Origin of the sequence: Vibrio sp. AND4, assembly GCF_000171815.1 — a bacterium.
Taxonomy (GTDB): Bacteria; Pseudomonadota; Gammaproteobacteria; order Enterobacterales; family Vibrionaceae; genus Vibrio.
This window is the reverse complement of record NZ_ABGR01000001.1, coordinates 209,045-233,154: the sequence shown is the minus strand read 5'-3', so window position 1 is coordinate 233,154 and position 24,110 is coordinate 209,045. Positions and strand designations below refer to the sequence as shown.

25 protein-coding genes and 1 riboswitch are annotated in these 24,110 nt (G+C 44.0%); of the genes, 19 read left to right on the top strand and 6 right to left on the bottom strand.

Annotated features, from left to right (window positions below):
- The first annotated feature begins 19 nt into the window (after positions 1-19).
- From AND4_RS00955 to AND4_RS00900, 12 genes are all read left to right on the top strand, one after another.
- A complete protein-coding gene (locus AND4_RS00955; protein WP_009840993.1) occupies positions 20-1,366 on the top strand; it encodes a magnesium transporter in 1,347 nt (448 codons plus the stop codon).
- A gap of 1,071 nt (positions 1,367-2,437) precedes the next feature.
- A riboswitch (FMN riboswitch) is annotated at positions 2,438-2,579 on the top strand.
- Positions 2,580-2,753: 174 nt separating this feature from the next.
- On the top strand, positions 2,754-3,410 hold the full coding sequence (gene ribB / locus AND4_RS00950) for a 3,4-dihydroxy-2-butanone-4-phosphate synthase (protein WP_009840992.1): 657 nt from the start codon (positions 2,754-2,756) through the stop codon (positions 3,408-3,410).
- 102 nt (positions 3,411-3,512) lie between these two features.
- Positions 3,513-4,058: a glutathione peroxidase gene (locus tag AND4_RS00945; protein ID WP_009840991.1), complete on the top strand. Its 546-nt coding sequence runs from the start codon at positions 3,513-3,515 to the stop codon at positions 4,056-4,058.
- 11 nt (positions 4,059-4,069) lie between these two features.
- Complete coding sequence (locus tag AND4_RS00940; protein WP_009840990.1) at positions 4,070-4,552, top strand: DUF3429 domain-containing protein; 483 nt, start codon at positions 4,070-4,072, stop codon at positions 4,550-4,552.
- A gap of 391 nt (positions 4,553-4,943) precedes the next feature.
- A complete protein-coding gene (locus AND4_RS00935) occupies positions 4,944-5,663 on the top strand; it encodes an SDR family oxidoreductase (RefSeq protein ID WP_009840989.1) in 720 nt (239 codons plus the stop codon).
- Positions 5,664-5,950: 287 nt separating this feature from the next.
- Positions 5,951-6,664: a response regulator transcription factor gene (locus AND4_RS00930; protein ID WP_043991408.1), complete on the top strand. Its 714-nt coding sequence runs from the start codon at positions 5,951-5,953 to the stop codon at positions 6,662-6,664.
- Entirely contained in the window at positions 6,664-7,950 is a 1,287-nt protein-coding gene (locus AND4_RS00925) for an ATP-binding protein (RefSeq protein WP_009840987.1), read from the top strand. The genes AND4_RS00930 and AND4_RS00925 overlap by 1 nt, the downstream gene beginning before the upstream one ends.
- Positions 7,951-8,533: 583 nt before the next feature.
- Positions 8,534-8,890, top strand: a complete 357-nt coding sequence (locus tag AND4_RS00920) for a diacylglycerol kinase (protein ID WP_043991380.1) — start codon at positions 8,534-8,536, stop codon at positions 8,888-8,890.
- Between the two features lie 20 nt (positions 8,891-8,910).
- Positions 8,911-10,563, top strand: coding sequence for a phosphoethanolamine--lipid A transferase (locus tag AND4_RS00915; RefSeq protein WP_009840985.1), 1,653 nt, complete (start codon positions 8,911-8,913; stop codon positions 10,561-10,563).
- A 297-nt stretch (positions 10,564-10,860) separates the two neighbouring features.
- A complete protein-coding gene (locus AND4_RS00910) occupies positions 10,861-11,292 on the top strand; it encodes a YccF domain-containing protein (protein ID WP_009840984.1) in 432 nt (143 codons plus the stop codon).
- Between the two features lie 343 nt (positions 11,293-11,635).
- Positions 11,636-12,253 (top strand): NAD(P)H-dependent oxidoreductase, encoded by a 618-nt coding sequence (locus AND4_RS00905; protein WP_009840983.1) that lies wholly within the window; start codon positions 11,636-11,638, stop codon positions 12,251-12,253.
- The gene (locus tag AND4_RS00900) at positions 12,250-14,208 is read left to right on the top strand and encodes a monovalent cation:proton antiporter-2 (CPA2) family protein (protein ID WP_009840982.1); all 1,959 of its coding nucleotides are present in this window, start codon (positions 12,250-12,252) and stop codon (positions 14,206-14,208) included. Before AND4_RS00905 ends, AND4_RS00900 begins: the two co-directional genes overlap by 4 nt.
- A gap of 141 nt (positions 14,209-14,349) precedes the next feature.
- Here AND4_RS00900 and AND4_RS00895 read toward each other — a convergent pair whose 3' ends face one another.
- Positions 14,350-15,216: a LysR family transcriptional regulator gene (locus tag AND4_RS00895; RefSeq protein ID WP_009840981.1), complete on the bottom strand. Its 867-nt coding sequence runs from the start codon at positions 15,214-15,216 to the stop codon at positions 14,350-14,352.
- 116 nt (positions 15,217-15,332) lie between these two features.
- Here AND4_RS00895 and AND4_RS00890 point away from each other — a divergent pair, with 116 nt between their 5' ends.
- Positions 15,333-15,704 carry a nuclear transport factor 2 family protein gene (locus tag AND4_RS00890; RefSeq protein WP_009840980.1) on the top strand — a complete coding sequence of 124 codons (372 nt, stop codon included), beginning with the start codon at positions 15,333-15,335 and terminating at the stop codon, positions 15,702-15,704.
- A 105-nt stretch (positions 15,705-15,809) separates the two neighbouring features.
- On the opposite strand, the gene AND4_RS00885 is transcribed toward AND4_RS00890, so the two are convergent.
- On the bottom strand, positions 15,810-16,943 hold the full coding sequence (locus tag AND4_RS00885) for a permease (protein ID WP_009840979.1): 1,134 nt from the start codon (positions 16,941-16,943) through the stop codon (positions 15,810-15,812).
- Between the two features lie 250 nt (positions 16,944-17,193).
- On the opposite strand from AND4_RS00885, the gene AND4_RS00880 reads away from it, so the two are divergent.
- Entirely contained in the window at positions 17,194-17,487 is a 294-nt protein-coding gene (locus tag AND4_RS00880) for a metalloregulator ArsR/SmtB family transcription factor (protein WP_009840978.1), read from the top strand.
- A gap of 108 nt (positions 17,488-17,595) precedes the next feature.
- Here AND4_RS00880 and ppiC read toward each other — a convergent pair whose 3' ends face one another.
- A complete protein-coding gene (ppiC, locus tag AND4_RS00875; protein ID WP_009840977.1) occupies positions 17,596-17,874 on the bottom strand; it encodes a peptidylprolyl isomerase PpiC in 279 nt (92 codons plus the stop codon).
- 268 nt (positions 17,875-18,142) lie between these two features.
- Here ppiC and AND4_RS00870 point away from each other — a divergent pair, with 268 nt between their 5' ends.
- Complete coding sequence (locus tag AND4_RS00870) at positions 18,143-19,057, top strand: chemotaxis protein (RefSeq protein WP_009840976.1); 915 nt, start codon at positions 18,143-18,145, stop codon at positions 19,055-19,057.
- A gap of 72 nt (positions 19,058-19,129) precedes the next feature.
- On the opposite strand, the gene AND4_RS00865 is transcribed toward AND4_RS00870, so the two are convergent.
- From AND4_RS00865 to hutX, 3 genes are all read right to left on the bottom strand, one after another.
- Positions 19,130-19,663, bottom strand: coding sequence for an ATP:cob(I)alamin adenosyltransferase (locus tag AND4_RS00865; protein ID WP_009840975.1), 534 nt, complete (start codon positions 19,661-19,663; stop codon positions 19,130-19,132).
- Between the two features lie 86 nt (positions 19,664-19,749).
- Complete coding sequence (hutZ, locus tag AND4_RS00860) at positions 19,750-20,280, bottom strand: heme utilization protein HutZ (protein WP_009840974.1); 531 nt, start codon at positions 20,278-20,280, stop codon at positions 19,750-19,752.
- A gap of 134 nt (positions 20,281-20,414) precedes the next feature.
- Entirely contained in the window at positions 20,415-20,918 is a 504-nt protein-coding gene (gene hutX / locus AND4_RS00855) for a heme utilization cystosolic carrier protein HutX (protein WP_009840973.1), read from the bottom strand.
- Positions 20,919-21,356: 438 nt separating this feature from the next.
- Between hutX and AND4_RS00850 the strand changes: the two genes are divergently transcribed.
- Genes AND4_RS00850 through AND4_RS00835 form a run of 4 tightly spaced genes read left to right on the top strand, consistent with a single transcriptional unit; the run spans position 21,357 to position 24,106 of the window.
- Positions 21,357-22,103, top strand: coding sequence for an energy transducer TonB (locus AND4_RS00850; protein WP_083796249.1), 747 nt, complete (start codon positions 21,357-21,359; stop codon positions 22,101-22,103).
- The gene (locus tag AND4_RS00845) at positions 22,103-22,801 is read left to right on the top strand and encodes a MotA/TolQ/ExbB proton channel family protein (protein WP_009840971.1); all 699 of its coding nucleotides are present in this window, start codon (positions 22,103-22,105) and stop codon (positions 22,799-22,801) included. The genes AND4_RS00850 and AND4_RS00845 overlap by 1 nt, the downstream gene beginning before the upstream one ends.
- Positions 22,798-23,211 carry a biopolymer transporter ExbD gene (locus AND4_RS00840; protein ID WP_009840970.1) on the top strand — a complete coding sequence of 138 codons (414 nt, stop codon included), beginning with the start codon at positions 22,798-22,800 and terminating at the stop codon, positions 23,209-23,211. The genes AND4_RS00845 and AND4_RS00840 overlap by 4 nt, the downstream gene beginning before the upstream one ends.
- Positions 23,212-23,236: 25 nt before the next feature.
- Entirely contained in the window at positions 23,237-24,106 is an 870-nt protein-coding gene (locus AND4_RS00835) for a hemin ABC transporter substrate-binding protein (RefSeq protein ID WP_009840969.1), read from the top strand.
- Positions 24,107-24,110: the final 4 nt, after the last annotated feature.

Genomic DNA, 24,110 nt, shown 5'->3' with positions numbered 1-24,110 from the left:
CTGACAGTCGGGGTGCTCGGTGAGTAAGTTTCAAGACCTCTCCACTCTAATCGAACAAATTGTCCAAGTAGACGAAGTGGATCAAGTTACCGCTTTGAATGATTCCATCGAATGCGGTCTCGAGCCCGGTGCCATCGCACTGATCCTTGAGGCGTTCCCCATCGATGATCGCGTACGCTTGTGGCGCGCATTACCAATGGAACTGCACATCGATGTGCTGACCGAAATGCGTGCCGAAGTACGTCTTTCTATCATTGAAGCGCTTTCCGAGGTTGAGCTGAAACTAACCTTAGCCAAGCTAGATAATTTATCCCTGATTGAATGGGCGGATTCTCTGCCCGAAGACTTCATAAATGAAGCATTAGAACTGATTGAGAAAGATGAGCTCGATCTCTATGACCAAGCAAACGAATATGAAGACATAGAACTGGGCCGTTGGGCTGAACGAAAAGTCATCACCCTGCCTTATACTATTTCCGTAGGTAAAGCTCGACGTTTGATGGAGCGTTACAGTTACGATACACCTCAACAGGTATATTTGATCAACCGTAAAAAACAGTTTCGTGGTGTGGTCAACTATTACGAGATTTTGCGCAGCGAATCGGACATAAGGTTAAGCACACTAACCATTCATGCCGTTACCGTTCTTGATGGTAAGATGGAACTGGCTGAAGCCGTTGAAGCATTAGAACATAGTCCACTTCCCTCTTTACCCGTTATCGATTCCGATCAGACCTTAATTGGTGAAGTAGATTGGCAATTTGCACTCAGCACACAACGTGAAATATACGAAGCACGATTAATGGCTGGTACCGGTATGGATGAAGGCGATGACTTATTCGCGCCAATACTAAAAAGCTCACAAAAACGTGGAGTGTGGTTGGGTATCAACTTACTCACAGCGATCTTGGCATCTGTGACTATTGGCTTATTTGAAGATGTGATTTCACAAGTGGTCGCACTTGCTGTTCTGATGCCGATTGTGGCTTCAATGGGGGGAATTGCCGGAAGCCAAACACTCACACTCATGGTTCGTGCTATGGCATTAAACCAAATCACGCCCGGTAACCGCTTTGCTCTACTCAAAAATGAACTGGGTATTGGCACTCTCAACGCCTTACTTTGGGCACTCATCATCGGTGGGTTAGCTGGGCTTTGGTTCCAATCTCATGTGTTGGGTGCCACCATTGCACTCGCAATCATCGTCAATATTGTAACTGCGGCTTTATTCGGTGTTGTTATTCCTATTGTTCTAGGCAAGCTCAAGCTTGATCCCGCGCTTGCAGGTTCTGTCATCCTAACCACGGTAACCGACGTTGTTGGCTTCTTTGCCTTCTTGGGCACGGCGAGCGTAGTCATGTTGTGAACCAATTGACCTCATTAATCAATTAGTTATTAGCATTATAACCAATTGTTGCATTATGCAATTGCAATTTGCAACAAGTAGCAAAAATTACGCAACTTTTATCACAAAAACCGTGTTTTTCCCCAAATTAAAAGTTGGCATACTAACTGCATTATTGATGTTGACCCTTCTTAAGCCGAGGGTCACCTAGCCAACTGACGTTGTTAGTGAACTTAATTTTGTTCACAAATATATAAACCAGTCGCACCTCTTGCGGTTGGTTTTTTTTTGCCTACTGCATTCAGCCTCGGTAACTATTCTTACTTCTGAGTAGGTAGTCACACCGTTCTTTGTGAATAGGACTTTCACTGGATGGACACTCCCTCGCTCATGTATGAGCGATCGTTCGATATCTGCACTATTAGTTTATTGACCTAGTCTTACTGATGATTTGAGTCCCTGAGCCCATTTCTTATTATAAAAAGGCTTCCTGGAATTATTTTTCCTCTTAGTTTGAACATGGCGAATCAACTTAAATTTTAACAAACATAAAAGCAAACAAATTACAATACTCAAACTTTAAAAAGCCGTCGTTTAGCCAAATACTTTCAGTTGAATTCTCACAATGTAGACAGTTTCGATAATATATATTTGCACTAACTCCCAACAAACATTAAAATCACTGCGCTTTGTAATGAAAACTTACAAACTAACCCTATATAGATTCATCGCTAACAACGTCAAAATTAGTACTCATATAATATAAAATATAACCAATAAAAGGGTCAGTATCAGTGCTGACCCTTTTCTTTTCCTCACCCAAATGAAGTTACTGACTAGAAAGCTGAACTTTTGATAAGCAAGCGGCCTGTCTGATCACTTTTAATTCTCACAAAACAAGCCGCCCCAAATCAAACAGCGCCCAATATTAAACAGTACGCACCAGCAAAAAGATTCAAACTGATGCAACTCACGACTTTAGTTTTGGCATCGTTAAAACCACTCGCCAACGAACGGAATTCACAGTACTATCTTGATTCCGAATACTCATTTGAGTATCGGGGTTTTACTTCCGGCCTTTTCGGTTGGATTCAATGTTCTCAGGGCGGGGCGAAATTCCCCACCGGCGGTATACTCTTTTGAGTAAGCCCGCGAGCGCTCGATTAGATCGAGGTCAGCAGATCTGGTGAGATGCCAGAGCCGACGGTTACAGTCCGGATGAAAGAGAATAAGAAAACATCAGCCGTTTTCTCAACATTCTTTGTTGATGAGCTCTGGTGGAGTTCTTTTTTGGATCGCATTTTTATTGCGTGAGCTTGTGCCATTTTGTGGTAGGTAGCTTATCACGTGCACAGAATGTGACGATCCCTCATACCGCCCTGATTCTGGTGATATTTAGGAGTTAACCATGAATCAGTCATCACTACTTGCCGAATTTGGCGACCCAATTACTCGCGTTGAAAACGCACTTATCGCACTTAAAGAAGGCCGTGGCGTGCTTCTTCTCGATGATGAAGATCGTGAAAACGAAGGCGACATCATTTATTCCGTAGAGCACCTTACTAATGAGCAAATGGCTCTGATGATCCGAGAATGCAGCGGCATTGTTTGCCTGTGTCTGACCGATGTACAAGCGGACAAATTGGAACTGCCACCAATGGTTGTGAACAACAACAGCGCAAACCAAACTGCTTTCACGGTTTCTATTGAAGCAAAACATGGCGTAACGACTGGCGTTTCTGCCGCTGACCGCGTAACAACCATCAAAACAGCAGCAAACCCAAATGCAAAACCAGATGACTTGGCTCGTCCTGGTCACGTCTTCCCATTACGCGCACGCCCAGGTGGTGTGATGGCACGCCGTGGCCACACAGAAGGCACTATCGACCTAATGCAAATGGCCGGTCTACAGCCTGCTGGCGTCCTATGTGAAGTGACAAACCCAGATGGCACCATGGCAAAATCGCCTGAGATCATAGCTTTTAGCCGCTTGCACAATATGCCAGTATTGACCATCGAAGATATGGTTGCCTACCGTAATCAGTTTGATTTAAAACTCGCATAATCAACACGCGACGTCTACGACTAAAAGCCGCTGAAATCCGCGGTTTTTTGATCGGTTTGATTCCTTTTCTAGTAGTTATACTTAAAAAAAGGAATCATCACCATGAAGGAAATCACTCGCAGCACACTTTTTGCAACACTACTCTCCATCAACTCTCTTGCTTTAGCATCGAGCTGCCCAGATATTTTGCAAGGCAAGCAACGACTTCTCAACTCAACAGAAGTAATATCGCTATGCGATGCCTTCAAAGGCAAAACTTTGTTAGTTGTAAACACCGCTAGTCAATGTGGATTTACCCCCCAATTCAATCAATTAGAACTGCTGTATCAAACGTACAAAAATCAAAATTTTACCGTTTTGGGTTTCCCGAGTAATGACTTTCGTCAAGACAGGGGTAGCGAAGAGAAAACGGCAAAGATTTGCTACCTCGATTACGGTGTCACCTTCCCCATGATGGCTCGTACGTCTGTTATTGGTGAGAATGCAAATCCTGTCTTTGCAGAGATTAGTAAACAAGCCGGTATTATTCCGAAATGGAACTTTTACAAATTCCTAATTAACAGCCAAGGTGAAATCGTTGCGACCTTCCCAAGCTCAACCTCTCCAACAAGTACTACGCTTACCAACATGATTGAAAAACAACTATAACGGGGACGGCTATGGCTACCACTCGAATGACAATGCTGCAGTTGGGTTATTTAGGACTGCTACCATTTATGCTCAGCTTGACTCTCATCGCTACTGAGCGAAGCCTATTCAACTTATCAGGGGAACAGTTTTTTCTCGCCTACAGCGCGGTAATTTTAAGCTTTCTCTCCGGCGTACTTTGGGGCAATGCCATTGATCATTTTTATCATCGATTAAGTCGTAACACCCTAATACTAAGTAACCTATTTGTATTACTTGCTTGGGGAGCACTACTGCAGGGCAGCAAGCATTACGTCCTCGCAACGCTGTTACTCGCTGCTGGCTACATTGCGGTTTGGTATGCAGAAAAGCTGATCCGAAAAATAGAGAAAGAAACAGAACCCAAAGGTTACCAGACGATGCGACTCAAACTCACAGTGGGTGTGGTACTCATGCATGGTATGGTCTTGGTAGCACAATCTAGTCTTTCTACCGACCAGATCACGCAGCTTTAGAACCCATATCAATTAAAGTTTTTATTGTGATGTGTAACTCATCATGAACATCACCATAACTCAACCAGATAACTTAGCGGTTATGAACACTGGCTTGTTCTACCCAAATGCGATTTTTACGACCACTATGCACTGCGGGCGGCCCTTCGATAGAACATTAAAACATGTGAAAGTTATCTGATAAAAAGATAGCTCTCACCTTCTAGTAATTTACTCCCTAGTTTTATTGGCTTACAACTTATTGTTGCCAAATAACAACAGTGTTTTACCTAAAGTGCTATATATCAACAAAAGCCATTTCCTTAATATATATTCATCGCAGCGAGACATATGTTGTCAACTTGAGGTCTCACTCAAACACAAACGATTTAAAATATTAAGGACACAAAAGATGAAAAAGCTGATTGTAATTACAGGTGCAAGTTCTGGTATTGGTGAAGCGATTGCTCGCCGTCTAAGCGATGAAGGTCACCCACTTCTTCTCCTTGCTCGTCGCGCAGAACGATTAGAAGCTCTGAATCTTCCAAACACGTTATGTGAAAAGGTAGATGTAACAGACAAGTCTTCATTTGAAGCAGCAATTGCGAAAGCAGAAGAAAAATTTGGTCCAGCTGACGCACTTGTAAACAACGCGGGCGTGATGCTGCTTGGTCAAATCGATACACAAGACACATCAGAGTGGCAACGCATGTTCGACGTCAACGTTCTCGGCCTACTAAACGGCATGCAGTCTGTACTAGCACCAATGAAAGCCCGTAATAGTGGCACTATTATCAACATAAGCTCAATTGCAGGTAAGAAGACTTTCCCGGATCACGCCGCTTACTGTGGGACTAAATTTGCCGTACACGCTATTTCCGAAAACGTTCGCGAAGAGGTCGCGTCATACAACGTTCGTGTGACCACAATTGCACCAGGTGCGGTAGAAACAGAGCTGCTTTCTCACACCACATCACAAGATATCAAAGACGGTTACGGTGCATGGAAAGAAGACATGGGTGGTGTTCTTGCTCCTGACGACATTGCTCGTGCAGTTGTATTTGCGTACCAACAGCCGCAAAACGTTTGTATCCGTGAAATTGCACTAGCACCAACCAAACAACAACCGTAATATCGCAAATTTTTGACGAAGCAACACACAAAGCGGCTGATGGCCGCTTTTTTAGTCGTTGTCTGAGCGATGCTCTTGAATCATAGTAATCTCAGTCAATAAACGTTCCGAATTAACACAGAAAAATGCTTGTGCACAAGTCAAATAATTTTGTTTTCACTCCCCACAAGGCCTCTACAACTTTATCGTTAAAATCTATAAATCTCTTCTAACTCATCATCTTTATTGAAATCATTGATAAATTTGTTTAAGTTTCAGGAATCATTCCGACAAAGCACCTCACCATGATGAATACGCAAGATAACAAGCAATCCATTTTCATCGTCGAAGACGACCTTAAACTGCAAACTATGCTACGTGAATATTTCGTTGAGCAAGGATTTAACGTCCGCTGTATCGATAACGGAACCGATGCACCAGATGCAATCATCGAAACACAGCCTGACCTCGTATTACTTGATTTAATGCTGCCAGGCCAAGATGGACTGAGTGTATGTCGTCTAATTCGTGAGTGCTATAAAGGTAAGGTCTTGATGCTAACCGCAAGTGGTGATGATTTTGACCATGTCGCTGCGCTTGAAATTGGTGCCGATGATTTTGTCACCAAGCCAATCAAGCCCCGCGTCTTACTCGCGCGAATTCGAATGCTGTTACGTCGTAAAGAACCAACAAACGTAGACTCTGATACTTGTTTAGAAGTCGGTGTTTTATGTTTAAATCGCTTGCGAAAGGCTTGTACATTAAACCATGAACCGATCGCACTGACTGACGGTGAGTTTGACTTACTTTGGGTACTCTCAAGCCATCCTGAACAGCCTCTTTCTCGCGAGTGGCTAACTAAAACATTACGTGGTATCGAGTACGACGGCACCGACCGCACCATTGATAATCGTGTGGTGACACTTCGTAAAAAGTTAGGAGACACGACGACACCGCCTCAGAAAATCATTACCGTGCGTGGTAAAGGTTACTTGTTCATTCCTGATGCTTGGAATGCATAGTGAGACGTATTTATCTAGAGAGTTTTCTCGGTTTAATCATTCTTTTTGCCGCCAGCTTATTTGGATATGAGGTGATTGTTTATCAACTAAATACCGACTACGACTATTTGTTAGAAGAACACGAAGCTCAAGCGTTTCAAGAGCTTATCTATCCTATTTATCAGGAAAAAGGCAAAGAGTACACGATCAAACAACTAGAGAAATTTGCCACCTCTAGTCATATGCTTCTGATCGTAGAGGAAATAAAAAAGGTACCCCAAATAATACAACAAGTGTTTGATGAGGATCCATTCGTCAACACAGCCTTCGATGAAGAACGTAACTTATGGTTTCGGTTTGATCCCTCTTCACCTACCTTCAAGTTAAGTCAAAATCCCAATAGTCCCATCATTCAAGCGATCAACTTTGATGACAATATTGTTTGGCTTTTCTTTCTCGCAGGTTTTGCACTCTACTGCGTCCTACTCATTTGGTTTTTGAGCCGTCGTGTTCGGGAACTAGAGAAGGTCACATTCACCTTTGCCTCCGGCGATTTTAACGCTCGAGCAAATACGTCTAGTGCCAAATCTGTTGGCACACTGAATAAAAGCTTCAACCATATGGCCGACAAGGTATCGCGTCTCATCACTACCAATAGAATGCTGACCAATGCCGTCGCACATGAGCTTCGAACGCCAATCTTCCGCCTTCAATGGCAAGCAGACCTACTTGCTAGCAATTCACTTAGTGAGCAACAGCAAAAGTATGTCAAAGGTATTGTAGAAGACATTGATGAAATGGAGAGTATGGTTGAAGAGCTACTTTATTACGCCAAAATGGAGCGACCGAATGTCGAAATAGAGACATCCTCCGTTGCATTATCGATCTTTACTCAATCGCTTTTATCTGGATGGCAACGCGACACACCTCTTTCTATTAAGATTACTGATACCAGTTCGCCGAAAACGACCATTGATGTCGATCCACAATTGCTTAGACGCGCTCTAGATAACTTAATGCGAAATGCGATGCGCTACGCGAAGACTCAAATCGTATTGGAGCTCGTCGAAACTTCCGAAAAGCTATTCATTTGCATCCATGACGACGGTTGTGGCGTCGAAGAAAAACACTGGCCTCATTTATATGATGCCTTTTACAGTGCCGACCAATCACGCAACAAGAGCATCAGTGGCTGTGGTCTCGGGCTTGCGATCGTCAAGCAAATCATCGAATTACAAAAAGGAGAGGTGTCCGTTTCACACAGTCCATATGGCGGCGCATGCTTTACCATTAACTTCCCCAAATAAATTCACAGACTTATCAATAACTTAATTATCGCCCTTACAAAGGGCGACAATTCAATACAATAGATAGACATCTCTCCTCAATAAAACAATGTACATTTCTTTCGTTAATTTGCTGCAACAATGGATCAGCGCAGATATAAATCATTGCTTTTCCTCGCTATCTTCCGCAATAACGGCATATAAGTATCTTCACCCCCATTGTTGATGTGACCAATGCTGACCAAGCAGAACACGAACTTGAATTGTTCTTATACCAATGGCTAGTTAGAAAAAAGTCGTTAAGGCAGAAACAGTGAGAACGGAAGTAAAAATAGCGCTGATGCTATTGGTAGCACCAATCACTCAAGTGCTTGCTATACGCAAACGTCCAGCAAATAAAGCGATACCGTCTACGACCCAGGGTCCTAGCGTATAAATCCGCATCAAATTGACAAAATCTAGCGTCGGACGCTCCTTTTTCACAGTTATTTCACGTCCGAAGCAGTAGTTTTATATTTTCTCAATTCGATGCTCTTCTGTTATCTGAGGAGCTTTCTCACCGAGCATCCTCTTTTTTAGGCTAAGTAGTATAAAAGGTCATATTTTGAAACCAGGTAAAACAGGCATTCGCCGGATATTGGACGCCACCGGCTACTCATTTCAAGGATTGAAAGCAGCATGGATTCACGAAGCCGCTTTCAGACAAGAACTGGTACTTACACTCGTACTTTCTATCTGTGCATTCTTGCTTCCTGTGACCATGCTCGAACGAACATTGATGATCAGCAGCCTATTGCTCGTTGTCATCGTTGAATTACTTAACTCCGCCGTCGAAGCGGTTGTCGATCGTGTCAGCGATGACTGGCATGAGCTCAGTGGAAGGGCCAAAGACATAGGTTCTGCAGCCGTATTTGTTGCGCTTGTTCTTGCCCTATTTGTTTGGGCATCGATTCTAATTTAGTCACCCTGAGCAGAATTATCATGAAGACAATTGAATTCCCAACCAAAGGTCTCTCACACGTTACCTTTACACTTTTACTCGCTTTGTACTTTGCTCTTGTAGTAAACATCCCGATTTACGAACAGCTAGTACACATTTTCTCGAGTCTGGAGCAAGTGAAGATCGGTTTCATTATTACGATTCCAATCTTCTTTTTTGCAGCACTGAACTTCTTATTCAACCTATTTAGTTGGCCTTGGATAAGTAAGCCGTTTTTTATCTTGCTGCTGATCACCTCAAGCATGGTGAGTTACGCTGGCTACAACTACGGTATCCTCTTTGATACTGGCATGATCACCAACATTGCCGAGACGGACAGCAGTGAAGCCACCTCATACTTAAGTGCCTATTCGGTCATCTGGACAGTATTGATGGGTGTTATCCCGGCGTTTCTTGTTTTTAAGATAAAACTCAAACCTTTAGAGGGCAAGTGGCTTCGATTTACCCTGACTAAGGTGGCATCAATGCTGGCGTCGTTGGCTGTTATCGCAATGATTGCAAGCTTGTATTACCAAGATTATGCGTCTGTCGGTCGAAACAATAGCTACCTGAAAAAAGTCATCATCCCCACTCAGTTTGTTTATGCGATCTCTAGCTATGTCAAAGAGACCTATCTGACAACACCAGAGCCATATCGTGAAATAGGTTCGGATGCCAAACAATCCCAACAGGCTCTAGAGCAAGCGAAAGAGAAGCCAACGCTACTCGTCTTTGTGGTCGGTGAGACAGCACGTACCCAGAATTACCAAATCAACGGTTATGAACGTGAAACCAACCCATACACCAGTAAATTAGATATAATTTCGTTCCAAGACGTCTCTTCTTGCGGCACGGCGACCGCTGTCTCTGTACCTTGTATGTTCTCTCAACTGCCTCGCCGAGATTTTGAGCGGAGTAAAGCGGATAACCAAGATAATGCCTTGGAAATCATGCAGCGAGCGGGCATCGATTTACTGTGGAAAGAAAACGATGGTGGTGACAAAGGCGTTGCAAATAAGATCCATAAGATCGAAGTAGACCGCAGCCAGAAAAACGAATTGTGCAACGGCAGAACCTGTTATGACATGGCATTGTTAAACAACTTAGATGATCAAATCGAAAGTATGCAAGGCAACCGCATTGTTGCATTGCATTTAATTGGTAGCCATGGTCCTACGTATTTCCAACGCTACCCAAAAGACAAAGCGTTTTTCCAACCAGACTGTCCTCGTGCAGACATTGAAAACTGCAGCGTTGAGCAAATCGTTAACTCCTACGATAATACCATTCGCTACACAGACTTTGTCTTAGATAAAACCATTGCGAAATTAAAAGCATTGGAGGAGAAATACAATACCGCTCTGATCTACGTCTCTGATCACGGCGAATCTCTGGGCGAAAATGGCTTATTCTTACATGGCATGCCGTATGGCTTAGCTCCGGACTTTCAAAAACGTGTTCCTATGATGCTTTGGATGTCACCGGGCTTCAAACAAGCCAAACACATCAATGCTGATTGCTTAGCGCAAGAAGCCCAGAAAACGGAAACGCATTCGCACGATAATGTTTTCCACTCGTTGCTGGGTGTAATGGACATTGAAACCAATGCTTACGACGGAAAACTGGATATCTTTAAAACATGCAGAGCTTCTTAATCGGAGTTTGTAGGGCACCCTAATTTGTAGGACACCCTAAAGAGATAACATCTAATAAAGCCTGACCGCTGAAGTGAGTCAGGCTTTTTTATCATCGTTCTTCCTTCAGGAAATCGTTGCTTTCACGACGCTTTCCCAGACCAAGCACACTGCGGCCAATTTTATTGGTGCAATTGGCTTTTCATCCATACATTCTCATCAATGGTGGCTTATTTGAGATAAAGTGCCTCCATTCATCCTCTGTTAAGATTCGTGTGACATACTTAATGGGTCGTTATAAATCAAAAAGGGTTTTAAATGAGAACACTCGGCAACATCATCTGGTTTGTATTCGGTGGCGTATTCATGGGTTTGCTATGGTGGTTCTTCGGACTGCTAGCATTCATTAGTATCATAGGCATCCCATGGGGGCGCGCCTGTTTTGTAATGGGTAACTTCTCGTTCTTCCCATTCGGTAAAGAGGCCGTTTCGAGAGATGCATTGACCAATGAAATAGACATAGGCACAAGCCCACTTGGCTTTATAGGTAATGTGCTTTGGTTTGTATTTGCAGGTCTCTGGTTGGCAATCGGGCATGTGCTTTCAGCAGTGGCTTGCTTTGTCACCATTATCGGTATTCCGTTTGCACTTCAGCACTTAAAACTTGCCGTTATCTCTCTTGCTCCGATAGGAAAAACAGTGGTAACGACGGAAGAAGCCACTTTAGCTCGCTACAACAGTAACCGCTGATATCTTAACCCTTTGAGCGTCTGCCTCAAGGGGTTAATTCTCTCAAAAGTCCCTCTAAACCTTCCAAAAAAATTCTAATCGTCCGAGAACGAAAATTCGCTATACCATCTCGCTTAAATCAACAACCAATGACTCGAGAACCAAATGCACGGCGCCGATTTTTGCGTTCTGCGAGTACATAACGTCATCATTTTCTGATTTTTACTGAACGCGATCTTCACTTTTCTATGTTAATTCACCAGAATAGATAAGTTAAACTGGCTTGATTTACAGTTTGTTACAACAAACACAAGGTCTTTCATTCTTATGCCAAAAATGCTTTTGACGTGTAACAAGGATTCCTATGGTCAATAAAAAAGTGCTAGTTCTCTTTGCACACCCTTCGCCGCATCGCTCCGAAGTCAATGCCCCTCTTTTTGAGGCTGCTCAACAAATAGATGGCGTGACTTGTGTCGACCTATACGCCGAATACCCACACTTCAACATCAATATAGACCGAGAACAACAGCGTTTACGCGAGCATGACGTAGTCATTTTCCAGTTCCCATTGTACTGGTACTCAACTCCGTCCATTCTAAAAGAGTGGCAAGATCTCGTATTAGAATACGGATTTGCTTACGGTTCTGAAGGTATAGAACTGCAAGGAAAAACAATGCTCTGTGTACTATCTGCTGGCGGTAAAGAAGAAGCCTATAAAGCTGCAGGGTATAACCATTTTACGATTCGAGAATTGCTTGCACCTATCGAGCAAATGTCGGCACTCACAGGTATGCATTACATTGCGCCATTAGCCATGTTTGGCTCTCGAACCGCACGAGAAGAAAACCGCATCGCCCAACATCTTGAGCGTTACAAAACGCTGCTTAATGCGTTAGTCAGTGATGCACTCGATCTCAAAGCGGCGGCTTCACTCATCAAACTCAATAGCGCCCTCCCACAACTGGTTAAGGAAACATCATGACAGGGATATTTCTTCAAGCCTTTGTTTATCTCATTGCCGCTGTTATTGCCGTTCCTTTAGCAAAACGCTTGGGCTTAGGCTCAGTACTTGGTTATTTGATTGCCGGTGTGGTTATTGGCCCGATCATTGGCCTAGTTGGTGAAGAAACGACGACAATCCAACACTTTGCCGAGTTTGGTGTGGTGATGATGTTATTCCTCGTTGGTTTAGAGCTTGAACCCAAAATGCTGTGGGCAATGCGAAACCGCTTGATGGGGCTCGGAGGCCTTCAAGTAGGTGGTACAGCGGCACTGATCATGGCAATCGCGCTTTACTTTGATCAACCATGGACAATTGCGCTCGCGATCGGCTTAATTTTCGCGTTATCTTCTACCGCAATTGTCCTGCAAACCTTTAGTGAAAAAGGGCTGACCAAGACTGAAGGTGGTCAAAACGCGTTCTCAGTACTGCTTTTCCAAGATATCGCTGTTATTCCTATGCTGGCGTTTATCCCGCTATTAGCACTGCCTGAGCTCGTCGAGCAAGCGCAGTCTGCGGCTCAATCAGCCGCAGAACATCACGAAGAACTCAGCCTAGTCGCTGGCCTCCCTGGTTGGGCATATGGACTCGTAATTACTGCCTCTGTTGCCACCGTCGTTGTAGGCGGACACTTCTTAAGTCGTCCACTCTTCCGCTACGTGGCGAACTCCGGACTGCGTGAAATCTTCACTGCAACGGCATTAATGCTGGTGATCGGTATTGCAGCATTGATGAGCTTAGTTGGACTATCCCCTGCCTTGGGGACGTTCTTAGCTGGCGTGGTGTTAGCAAACAGTGAGTTCCGCCACGAGCTGGAATCTAATATTGAGCCATTTAAAGGCTTGTTGCTTGGGCTGTTCTTTATTACCGTTGGTGCGGGTATTGACTTCTCTGTACTGTTCAGTGACTTTGGGCTGATCATCGGATTAACGCTCTGCGTGATGGCACTGAAAGCAGCCATTCTGTTTACCCTCGCTCTCATCTTCCGTATAAAAGGTAGCAACCGCTGGCTATTTACGTTAAGTCTTGCGCAAGCTGGTGAGTTTGGCTTTGTCTTACTGAGTTTCTCAACGCAAAACCACGTGATTCCATTTGAGCTTTCACAAACTCTAGCACTGGTTGTGGCCATCTCAATGTTCCTAACGCCAGGGCTATTCATCCTGTTCGACAAAGTCATCCTTCCTCGCTTTGAGAGTGAGTCGAACGATCGTGAAAGTGATACGATTGAAGAGCAAGGCACGGTTATCATTGCTGGCATCGGTCGTTTTGGTCAAATAGTAAACCGCTTACTCGTATCTAATGGTGTAGATACAGTGGTTCTTGACCACCAGGCCAGTCAAATCGATAACATGCGTCAGATCGGTACACGAGCTTACTTCGGCGATGCCACTCGACCTGATATGCTTCATACGGCGGGTATTGAACACGCTTCAGCACTTGTGGTGGCGATTGACAACCAAGAAGCCAGTGTTGACTTAGTAAAGTACGTTAAGCACAGCTACCCGAATGTGACCATCATTGCTCGTGCATTCGATCGTGGTCATGGCTACCTGCTACGCCAGGCAGGTGCAGACATCATCGAATCGGAGACTTACCACTCTGCGCTGGAGATTGGTGGGCATGCGATGAAAACCATTGGCATGCACCCGTTCTACACTGAGCAACAGAAATCAACCTATCGACGCGTCGAATGCCATAAGTCTGACATGCTGTATGAAGCATGGGCCGATGACTCTGAGGGAGAACGTTATGATAACAACTTCCGTCAGCTATTTATTCACCTTGAAGAGAGGATGGCGGAAGAGATGCGCAGAGACCGTCATGACAAACTCTCTCGCTCAGAACGTGGTTGGACACCACCACCGAAAGGGTATGCGGATGACTTCAACGAAGAAAACGTTCAAGAGTTGAGCCCTTGTAAAGAGCAACCTCAATAAACGCCAAAACCTCCCACATCGGGAGGTTTTTTTGTGACAAATAGAGCCAAGCATGGAGTGAAATAATGCTAATTTTTTGACTTAAATGAACAACTAACAATGTTCATCTCAGTTTCTTCTTTTGTCATAGCGCTCTCTCCATCACTTCCCACATGAAATCACTTCTTCGATACGCGCTTCAATTGCCTGTATCGCTAATGTCACCGACATCGGAACATGGGCTTGAAAGGGATGCAATACATAGATAGGATTTGCTTCCGACGCTATCGCATTAGGTACAGGTTCGAGAAGCGGGTTCGATTTCAGCATAAAATCAGGCAGAACTCCAAAGCCTAGTCCCATTTCTAGAAGAGTCGCCACATCGAATACAGTATTTGCACGATGCGTTACTGAGTATTGCACTTGGTGATCTTGCCCATTCAGAGCAAAGTTATGGGCAATCGGTTCTATCTGCCAGTGTTGGGCGATATAAGAAGCACTTTCAATATCCGTATACGTCTCTTTGGCTCGACATAATACGTCGCAAAACTGCCCTACTTTTCGTTGTTTAATATTCGAATCACCAGACACCCCGACTCTCACCGCAAGATCAATACCCTGCTGAATAATATCAACATGCTTATCGTCGCTGACTAAATTTAAATGCACATCAGGGTACTGTACAAAAGCATCCGTTAAAGCAGGTAATATTATAGTACGCATCAACGCATTTGGTGCGGTAACGGTAATGGTTCCCATCGGGACTTGCTTTAACTCTGCCGCTTCTAACCACGCCTCTTCCGCCTGTTTTGTCATCTGCGCACATTGCTCATAAAAGCGTTCGCCTGCAGAAGTCAATGTTTGTCTCCTAGTTGTACGCTTGAGTAAACACATATCTAACTCTTGCTCAAGCTGCTTAAGGGCAGAGCTGAGCACCGACTTAGAGAGTTCCAACTTCTCTGCTGCTTTCGAGATTGAGCCACACTCCACAATATGAACGAACAGAGACATTAACCGCAGCTTATTCATCGCTTTCCTTATTGTTCTATTTAACAGAACACTCATTTCTGATTTGTTTGTTTTTAAGCTTTAATTCTAACCCTATGATAGCGACACAAACAAACACCAATCACAGGAAATTCACAGTGGCTCAATCAGCTTTAGAACGTGCACAAGCAGGTATCTCAAGGTGGCAAATCGCTTTTAACAATCAAGATGCTGCAGGTTGCGCAGCGCAGTACACTGAAGACTGCATTATGATAGCGAAACCATTTGGTACATTTGAAGGACGTGAAGCGATCCAAGGGTTTTGGCAACACATCATGGACCAAGGCTTCAACAGTGTCGATTACACAAACACTAAGTGGGAAAAAGACAGCGAAAATGGTTACATTCTTAAATCAGATTGGACAATGAACAAAGCGTTCGGCGTGGTACACAAAGAGCGATGGGAAGTTCAAGAAGATGGCCAAGCTCGCCTTACTTACGATGAGTTTGAAGTGCTTGGCGAGCGATAAGCATTAAGCATTAAGCATTAAGCATTAAACTATAGCAATAAAAATCCCCAAGTCATGTTGGGGATTTTTGTTTTTAGCAGAAATGATCGTTCTGTTTTACTTCAATTAAGCGAAGATAAAGGTGTAGAGGTAACCAGCCCCCATTGCCATACTTAGGATGACAAATAGGAAGGCGGCAATCATTTGGTTCTTAAAGATTGATTTCAGCAAAATCACCTCTGTAAGACTTGCACCTGCACTACCGATGATCAGTGCCATTACAGAACCAAGAGCCATCCCTTTTTGTACTAGTGCCGCACTTAGTGGAATAACGGCCTCTGCACGGATGTACAACGGAATACCAATGATTGCAGCGACTGGAATCGCGTACCATTTCGCTTCACCAGCGTATTCCGCAATAAGATCCGTAGGGATGAAGCCATAGATGAATGAACCAATCGCAATGCCCATCATTAGGTAAGGGAATACTTGTTTAAAGTCTTTCCATGTTGAGTGCCAAATACGTACCCAGCGGCTAGGCTCTTTTTCTTCCATGCTCGTCGCTGTTGCACTACCGTCAGTTGAACAGCAAGACACTTCCACTTTAAGCTCTGCTTTTGGAGCGTCACCACAACAAGATGTTTTCGTTACCACAGGTGCTGGCTCACTACAGCATGATGTTTTTACTGCAACTGGCGCAGGTTCACCACAAGCGCTGGTACCGCAGCTTGATACTGGTTTCGCTTGTTCTTTTTTCTTGCTTGAATCACCGCAAGATGTGCCGCATGAAGTACTCTCTACGGCTTCGTATGCCTCTGGTTTTACATAACGCTCAAAACCAAGCTTTTCAAGAACGTAACCTGCGACTACTGATACCGTCATTGCGATAGCAAAGTAGAATACTGCCACTTTCCAACCAAAGGTCACCACAAATAAGCCAATGATCACTGGATTAAGCAGTGGACTGGCAAATAGGAATACCATCATTGGTCCAAAACCCGCTCTTGCCCGCAATAAGCCTTTTAAGAAAGGGATCGTTGAGCAAGAACAAAATGGTGTGATCGACCCCAATAATGCGGCAATAAAGTAACCTTTGCCCTTTTTTGAGCTCAGGATTGATTGAATTTTCTCTGGCGTTAGGAAATCTTGTAATACACCCACAATATAGCTGATCGCTAAAAATAGGATGATGAGTTCGGCAGCGAGAAACGCAAACATATCAAGCGCTTCTTTGAACATATTCATGATCTCTGGATTCATATTAATTCTCCTACTGAAGTAATATCAGTAACATTAAACTCTCAAATGAAGTTGACATCTTCATTTCTGTATTCTTAGAATTATAGAAATAAAAAACAGTGCGTCAACCATTATATTTCGATAAGAGTCGAAATATAAATTTTAAACCTATTAATCAATGAATTAGATTTGTAATTTTTCTGGTTTGCTATTCATCCATACTTTCACTATCATCGAAACATAACTCTCTCCTGTCAATCCAAAGGTCGGTATGGAACTCGAAGCTATAGCAAAAGCACTTAAAGAACTCGGGCACCCTACCCGTTTATGTATCTATAAAGAGGTGGTCAAAGCAGGCTATGAAGGTATCGCAGTTGGTGGCGTACAAGATAAACTTGGCATTCCTGCTTCTACGCTTTCCCATCACATCTCGAGTCTTGCCTCGGCAGGCTTGATCAGTCAGCGCCGTGAAGGTCGCACTTTGTATTGTGTAGCGGAGTACGAATGCTTAGATACCGTGATTGGCTTCCTACGCAACGAGTGCTGCGTCAATGAAAACGGCTAACCTGCATCAATGAGTAGCATCACGCAGAAACCCCGAGGAGCAGATTAAGGAAATATCAATGGAGAGTGAAAAATAGGGGTAAAAAAAGCGCGATAGACGCGCTATTTTTTAAGTTCGGTATAGCACCTTTACAACGTGCCAACCGAATTTGGTTTTTACGAGGTGTGGAGTGAGCACCTCACCTGAGAAACAAACCTTATCAAACTGTGGCACCATCTGACCACGACGAAACTCACCTAAGTCACCACCCTTTTTACCAGATGGGCAAGTCGAATATTTCTTTGCCAATGTCTGGAATTTAGCCCCTTTCTTAAGTTGCTGGATAATGTCTTCAGCTTGTTCTTTGTGCTTTACAAGAATGTGCAAAGCAGCTGCTGTATTTGCCATGTGTCTGTCTCTCACTGTTTGGGTAGCGCAAGTTTACCTAATCGCTTCAATATCGCAATAATTTCTCAAATTTTACCATCTAGCACCAAAGTTTTAGGGCCAGCGAAAATAACTTGATAGGTAAGAATTAACCCTCGGACTTCCTTAATGTCACTTTTCTTTGCGCTATTTCCTAAAAAGCTCACTTTTCCCCGTCCTACGGTTGAAGCTCTCGCCTGATAAGATTAAATTAAATGCATAAGTCAGCAGTATCGAAAAGGCTATCTTCATGGCAAAAGTCGCGAGCAAAGCGAACCAGTCTCAAGGCATGTTGGTGTTTAAGCTCACCCTACAACAGAACTTCGCAATTGGCACACTTAAAGTCCGTGAGATTGTGCCTTACATGCCAACGACCAAGATTCCCCACTCACATCACCACGTTATTGGAACGGTAACAATTCGTAATTTGACAGTGCCAGTTATCGATATGGCTGCCGCGATTGGGTTTCGCCCTATTCAGGAGGAGGAATACCAAAAATGCTACTTGATTGTGACCGATTGCTTGAGAACCGTTGTGGCTTTCATGGTGAGAAATATCGAGAAGATCATTGAGTGTGATTGGAAGGCCATTGAGTCACCGCCTGTGAGTGCAGGTCACAATATCTTTGTTACGGGTATTACTCATTACAAAGAAAAGCTCGTTCAGATGTTGGACGTAGAACTTCTGCTTTCGAAGATCTACCCTCAATATGAAAATACCAAGATTCCAATGTTGACTGACGTAGAGCGTGAACGCCTAAAAACACTGAACATTCTTTTAGTGGATGACTCTTCTATCGCGCGTAAGCAGTTGTGTGATGCATTAGACCGCATCAACATCCCTTATCAAATTTGCAAAAACGGCGCTGATGCACTCAATTTAATGAAACGAGATGCTCAAGCCAACCGCCCAATTGATCTTCTGGTGAGTGATATTGAAATGCCAGGGTTAGATGGTTATGAACTTGCGTTTGAAGTTCAAAACGATCCCACGCTGAATCACTCTTATTGTATTCTTCACACATCTCTATCTAGCGAAATTTGTGTCGATCGCGCCCATCAAGTTGGCGCACATGAAGCATTAGAAAAGTTCAACGCAGGCGATTTGATCGAAGCAATGCTGCGCGGCGCAAAAGACCTAGAAATCAAAGCGATGGCCTCTTAATGATAATGATTTCGCCAAGTGCCGATAGTTACTACATTTCGCACAGACAGTGACTCAATTGTTAGAGACTGGCTATTTTGGCATTGTGTAGCTGCGAGACACAAACTCGCTTTCTTCGACTTGATACATGTGATTGATATAGGAAGCCAAACTGTAGAGGACGTTGGCAAGCAGGTTTGAGTAGCGAAATAGTATTGGGGCCGGTTGCTTCTCACCAGAGTGTTCAACGGCAACCAAGGCACGAACCACCTTCTTCGCTTGACAGCGACACAGGTGCAACTGGCTTGACGTTGGATGACCACCCGGAAGCACAAACCCTTTGAAGCCACCACCAATCTTTGCCTTGATCAAGTCATAGTCTGCTTTAAGCTCATCGACCTCTGTTTCCGTGATCGCTAGCTTGCCACGAATAGAACCATTAACATGATATATGTTTGGCTGCATCCGAGTCAGAATATCTCGGCTAAAGTCATCTAACTCCATCGACAACACAAATCCAATTCGGCTACATAGCTCATCTGCAGTAATCTCAAAATCACAGACCGGGCTGTCTTCATAGATAAATGGATAACAAATCTCGTCAAGTTTCTTGCTTACGGGCTTCATGCTCTTTCTCTGTGCTTTTGGTGAAATAAAAAGGGAGCCAGTATAACCTAACTCCCTTTGGGCAATCATTTATTAGAAAACCGCTTTTAATCTTTATTGATTTTCTTATGACCGACTTTAAGGTGCACAAAGTCAACCAAATCATCGCGCGAGACCTGGTAAGCCTGACCAAAACCTTTGACAAATAGTCCTTGCTCTACCTTCAAGTTGAACAAGACAAAGTCTTCTAATTGACTCAGGCCGTCGATAACTTCACCAAAGCGCTCTTTCATCTGGCCAACAACTTGTTGCCACATTTCAGTATCGCGCTCAACGACTTCCGCAACCGCATCAAACGTCAGACGTTTACGAGCAAACAGCTGTTTTGAAACGTCTTCATCTTCAATCATCATCAAAGATACGTTTGGATTATCGAGTAGATTGCGTGCGTGACGAGCTATCTGGGAAATAAGAACGAAATAACCTTCTTGATTTTGTACGTACGGTGCGTAACTTACGTTTGGGCGGCCTTGCACATCAACAGTTGCGAGTTGAATCGTGCGACGCTCTTGACGAAATTCCTTAATCTCTGGCCCTAGTCGACTTTGTAAACGTTCTTGTTTCACTTGCTGATCCATTTTGATACCTAACTTTAATTACTTTATTTTCCAAATTTGAAATCGAGTATTCTCGATAAGTCCGCGTTATCTACCCTGTCGGTTGATAGGTATCGCTTCATACACTATGTATCGGTGACTACTCAGATTAGAATCTATTTATTCAACTTCGCTTGCATGGCGCGAAATGCGGTAACTTGCTCTTCAATAAGTTCGCGTTTTTTATCGCGACCAAGGTAAATCTTGAAGATATTGCTACCACATTCAGAGAAGAAGCCGAAGTAGTGACTCTCACGCCCCTTAGAAATACGGCTTACTAACGCGACGTTTTTTACATTTTCCAGATTGAGGTGACCATGAAGCTCACCATTTTTGCCCATCAGGTTGTAGTAACCATGTGCGACTTTCCCCTTAGGGAAAGGCGCCATAACTTCGAAAATAGAACCAAAAGATTGAACAATCGTTGTAACCGGACCGAAGCCGACGAGCCCTTCGAGGATACTTTGGGCTTGGTCACCAGACGTCACTCCGACCATTTGTTTTGGTAGTGCCGCTACTACCTCAAATTCAGACACGCCAAGACGCTTAGCCATAGCACCTGAAAGAAGTTGAGGCTCTTGTTCCAGTAACGTTTCAACCTGTTGCTTAATGGATTCCATCATCTTATCTATTAACTCTATTTGACTGTCGATCTACGCTATTTACCTGTCTATCTAACTATTAGACACTTTTGTCATTTTGTCCTTCATCTCTTAAGTCAACGCCTCATTAAAGGCTTGAGCATGAGAAAAGCACCCGCGCTAACTGCAAGGGTTAGCACCAGACCAAGCTTTGAAGTTCACACAAATCCCATCACTCTATACGTAACTGATCGGACCGGGGCTATCACACCCGAGCATTGCACTGTTAAATTTTATAAATTCAAAACTCACAAAAACTCGCTCGTGGCCCATCACACAAGGCTTGAGACACATTTCAAAGAAGCTATAATGATCATAAATTCACCGTAATGATAATGCAATTAATAATTGATCTCATTTTCTTTTCGAGTGATAATCTTTCTAGTTGATAATGATTCCTACTTCCGAGGTTTAGCAGTGAACGTGAGAAGATATGCCATCGCAGGAAGTGCTTCTGTCGTGCTGCACGCTGCGCTTCTTTTTTTCTCCCAAGAAACGAAGGTATTCGCGATGTCAGCTGGCGTTCCGATCAGCTCAGTTAGCTTGAATTTAGTTTCAGCGCCAATGCCGCCGCAGACACAACCAACCCCACAAGACGTCGTAGACGAGAAACTGCCGAAAACGAACAAAAAACTGGAACCAAAACCAGTACCTAAGCCAACCAAAAAAGCGGTCAAGAAACCGGTGGTGAAAAAAGAAGCGGTTAAGAAAAACACAGCGAAAAAGAAGCCAAAGCCCGTTAAAAAAACGCCCACTCCAAAGTCGGTCGCAAAAAAACAGCCGCAGCCAAAAGAAAAAGTGGCAGATAACGTCGCTAAAAAGCCTGTTCAACATCAACAAACGGCAACTGCAAGCCAATCAAAAGGGGCAAGCACGCAACCTGTCATGATTGATCAACCAACCTATGTATCTAGACCAATTCAGCCTATTTACCCGCGTTCAGCTCTTAAACGCGGTATTGAAGGCGTTGCCCTTTATGAAGTGTGGTTGGATGAAAACGGCAACCAAATCAAACAAGTACTTATCGAATCATCAGGCGCTCAGATGCTCGACGTCTCTGCCCTACGTGCCATCAAACAATGGCAATTCTCTCCCCATATTTCTGGTGGGCAAAAAGTCGCCCATCGGGTTCAAATCCCAGTTCGCTTTAAATTGGATGGATAATGGAACAGCTACAACATTTACAAACCCAGTTTGGCCTAATGACTTGGCCTCTAATTATTTGCTCAGCACTGACCGTTATGATCATTGCGGAGAGACTTTTTCATGTATTCATAAGCTTAGGGGTTGGCAAACACGCAATTCGTCAAAAGTTGACCAATCTTGATCCAACCAATAATAAAGACATCGAGGCCCTTGCCGATGAACTTTCTGACAAGCGCCCGTTGCTGTATCGGGGCGTTGCTATGTTGCTTGCTCACCATTCTTTTTCTAAGTCATTACGTGAGGATGCTGCTGGCATTTGGCTACAAGAGAAACGACACCAATTACACTCGGGTCTTCGTTTACTGACATTAATCGGTGTGATCAGCCCGCTAATTGGTCTTCTAGGTACGGTGCTTGGCTTGATAGACATGTTTAAAGGCATTGCTTCTTCTACCGGTAACATAACACCAAACGACCTAGCTGATGGTTTAGGCCTTGCAATGCGCACAACGGCTGCGGGTTTAATCATCGCACTGCCTGCAATATCTGGGGCGCAGCTGATTGGCCTTTGGGCTGATCGTGTCATCGCTAAGCTTGAACATACACTAAATTATGTCAACCTTTGGCTTGAAGGCATCTCTCTACAGCATGTATCTCCAGAGAAAAACCCATCTATTACCAAGATAGCAAGTCCATCCAAGGTTAAGTTGTCATGATTCAGGCCCCCAAAAATAGCGATAGCCAAGGTTTGACTCCGGATCTTACTCCTTTGTTAGACATCATTTTTATTGTGATGGTTTTCCTAATGCTGACCGCCGCAGTAAAACTTGACTCACTTGATGTCAACCTACCGAGTACTGACTCCCAAGCAGTGTCTGAGGTAGACAAGCAATCCATTACAGTAAACATCCTTGAAGAAGCGCCACACTGGGCGATCAACGGTAAGGCCTACATTGACTGGGAAAACTTCACGATAGCGCTAATAGAAGAGAGTAAATCAACCGATAAACCCATTGTTATTGGCGCGGAGAAAACCGCCGATATTCAATCGCTAGTAAAGCTTCTTGGCTTTTTGCAAGAAAATGGAATACAAGCGACTCAATTGCTCACTGAAGAGTCGCAGTAAAAAACTCAAGATTGAGAAAAGACTAATGAACAAAACATTTTCGCCTATTCGTACTGCTCTTACCCTTACCGTCGTTATGCTGGCAAGCACAAACCTTTTTGCCCGTGAAGCGCCATCACCTGAGCGCGTTGTTAGTGCTGGAAGTGCGGTAACAGAACTGATCATCGCTCTTGATGCGATAGAAACTCTTGTTGCCGTTGATGTAACCAGTCAACTGCCAGAGGATGTGGTACTGCCTGATGTCGGCTACCATCGACGCTTGTCAGCAGAAGGTTTGCTTGCATTAAGCCCGACCAAAGTAATTGGTTCTGACGAGATGGGGCCAAACACAACGTTAGCTCAATTAAGGTCTGCAGGTATTGACGTAGAGGTGGTAAACACGGAAGCAAATGTCGAAGGTTTGGTCACTCGTATCGACCAAATTGCCACTATCATGCATCGAAAAGAACGCGCAACCGCACTAAAAAATCAAGTTAAAAAGCAAGTAGAAGCCTTGAAGGGCAACCAACCAACGACAGGCGACAAGAAGAAAGTCCTTTTTCTGCTGATCCATGAGGGTCGTGCTGCCAATGTCGCCGGCTCTGAAACGACACCAGACGCAATCATTCAGTTAGCCGGAGGTAAAAACCCAGCAGCAGGTAAAATTTCTTCCTATAAGCCCTTATCTACAGAAGCCATGGTAGAAATGCAACCAGATATGATCCTTGTAAGTGGCCGCAGTTACCAAACTATGGGGGGAGCGGATGCTATTTTGAAAGCCATGCCTTTGCTTGCTGCAACACCGGCTGGAATAAAGAAAAATATCATCACTATTGATGGCCATGCCCTTGTTGGTGGCCTTGGTCTTCAAAGTCTTTCTGAAGCTAAGCGCCTCAACGAACTGCTGTACCCTTAGAGAA

Excerpts from the sequence above, each read along its gene's own strand:
- ribB (WP_009840992.1), top strand. The coding sequence starts at position 2,754 with ATGAATCAGTCATCACTACTTGCCGAATTTGGCGACCCAATTACTCGC.
- AND4_RS00945 (WP_009840991.1), top strand. The coding sequence starts at position 3,513 with ATGAAGGAAATCACTCGCAGCACACTTTTTGCAACACTACTCTCCATC.
- AND4_RS00940 (WP_009840990.1), top strand. The coding sequence starts at position 4,070 with ATGGCTACCACTCGAATGACAATGCTGCAGTTGGGTTATTTAGGACTG.
- AND4_RS00935 (WP_009840989.1), top strand. The coding sequence starts at position 4,944 with ATGAAAAAGCTGATTGTAATTACAGGTGCAAGTTCTGGTATTGGTGAA.
- AND4_RS00930 (WP_043991408.1), top strand. The coding sequence starts at position 5,951 with ATGAATACGCAAGATAACAAGCAATCCATTTTCATCGTCGAAGACGAC.
- AND4_RS00915 (WP_009840985.1), top strand. The coding sequence starts at position 8,911 with ATGAAGACAATTGAATTCCCAACCAAAGGTCTCTCACACGTTACCTTT.
- AND4_RS00910 (WP_009840984.1), top strand. The coding sequence starts at position 10,861 with ATGAGAACACTCGGCAACATCATCTGGTTTGTATTCGGTGGCGTATTC.
- AND4_RS00905 (WP_009840983.1), top strand. The coding sequence starts at position 11,636 with ATGGTCAATAAAAAAGTGCTAGTTCTCTTTGCACACCCTTCGCCGCAT.
- AND4_RS00900 (WP_009840982.1), top strand. The coding sequence starts at position 12,250 with ATGACAGGGATATTTCTTCAAGCCTTTGTTTATCTCATTGCCGCTGTT.
- AND4_RS00895 (WP_009840981.1), bottom strand. The coding sequence starts at position 15,216 with ATGAATAAGCTGCGGTTAATGTCTCTGTTCGTTCATATTGTGGAGTGT.
- AND4_RS00885 (WP_009840979.1), bottom strand. The coding sequence starts at position 16,943 with ATGAATCCAGAGATCATGAATATGTTCAAAGAAGCGCTTGATATGTTT.
- AND4_RS00880 (WP_009840978.1), top strand. The coding sequence starts at position 17,194 with ATGGAACTCGAAGCTATAGCAAAAGCACTTAAAGAACTCGGGCACCCT.
- ppiC (WP_009840977.1), bottom strand. The coding sequence starts at position 17,874 with ATGGCAAATACAGCAGCTGCTTTGCACATTCTTGTAAAGCACAAAGAA.
- AND4_RS00870 (WP_009840976.1), top strand. The coding sequence starts at position 18,143 with ATGGCAAAAGTCGCGAGCAAAGCGAACCAGTCTCAAGGCATGTTGGTG.
- AND4_RS00865 (WP_009840975.1), bottom strand. The coding sequence starts at position 19,663 with ATGAAGCCCGTAAGCAAGAAACTTGACGAGATTTGTTATCCATTTATC.
- hutZ (WP_009840974.1), bottom strand. The coding sequence starts at position 20,280 with ATGGATCAGCAAGTGAAACAAGAACGTTTACAAAGTCGACTAGGGCCA.
- hutX (WP_009840973.1), bottom strand. The coding sequence starts at position 20,918 with ATGGAATCCATTAAGCAACAGGTTGAAACGTTACTGGAACAAGAGCCT.
- AND4_RS00845 (WP_009840971.1), top strand. The coding sequence starts at position 22,103 with ATGGAACAGCTACAACATTTACAAACCCAGTTTGGCCTAATGACTTGG.
- AND4_RS00840 (WP_009840970.1), top strand. The coding sequence starts at position 22,798 with ATGATTCAGGCCCCCAAAAATAGCGATAGCCAAGGTTTGACTCCGGAT.
- AND4_RS00835 (WP_009840969.1), top strand. The coding sequence starts at position 23,237 with ATGAACAAAACATTTTCGCCTATTCGTACTGCTCTTACCCTTACCGTC.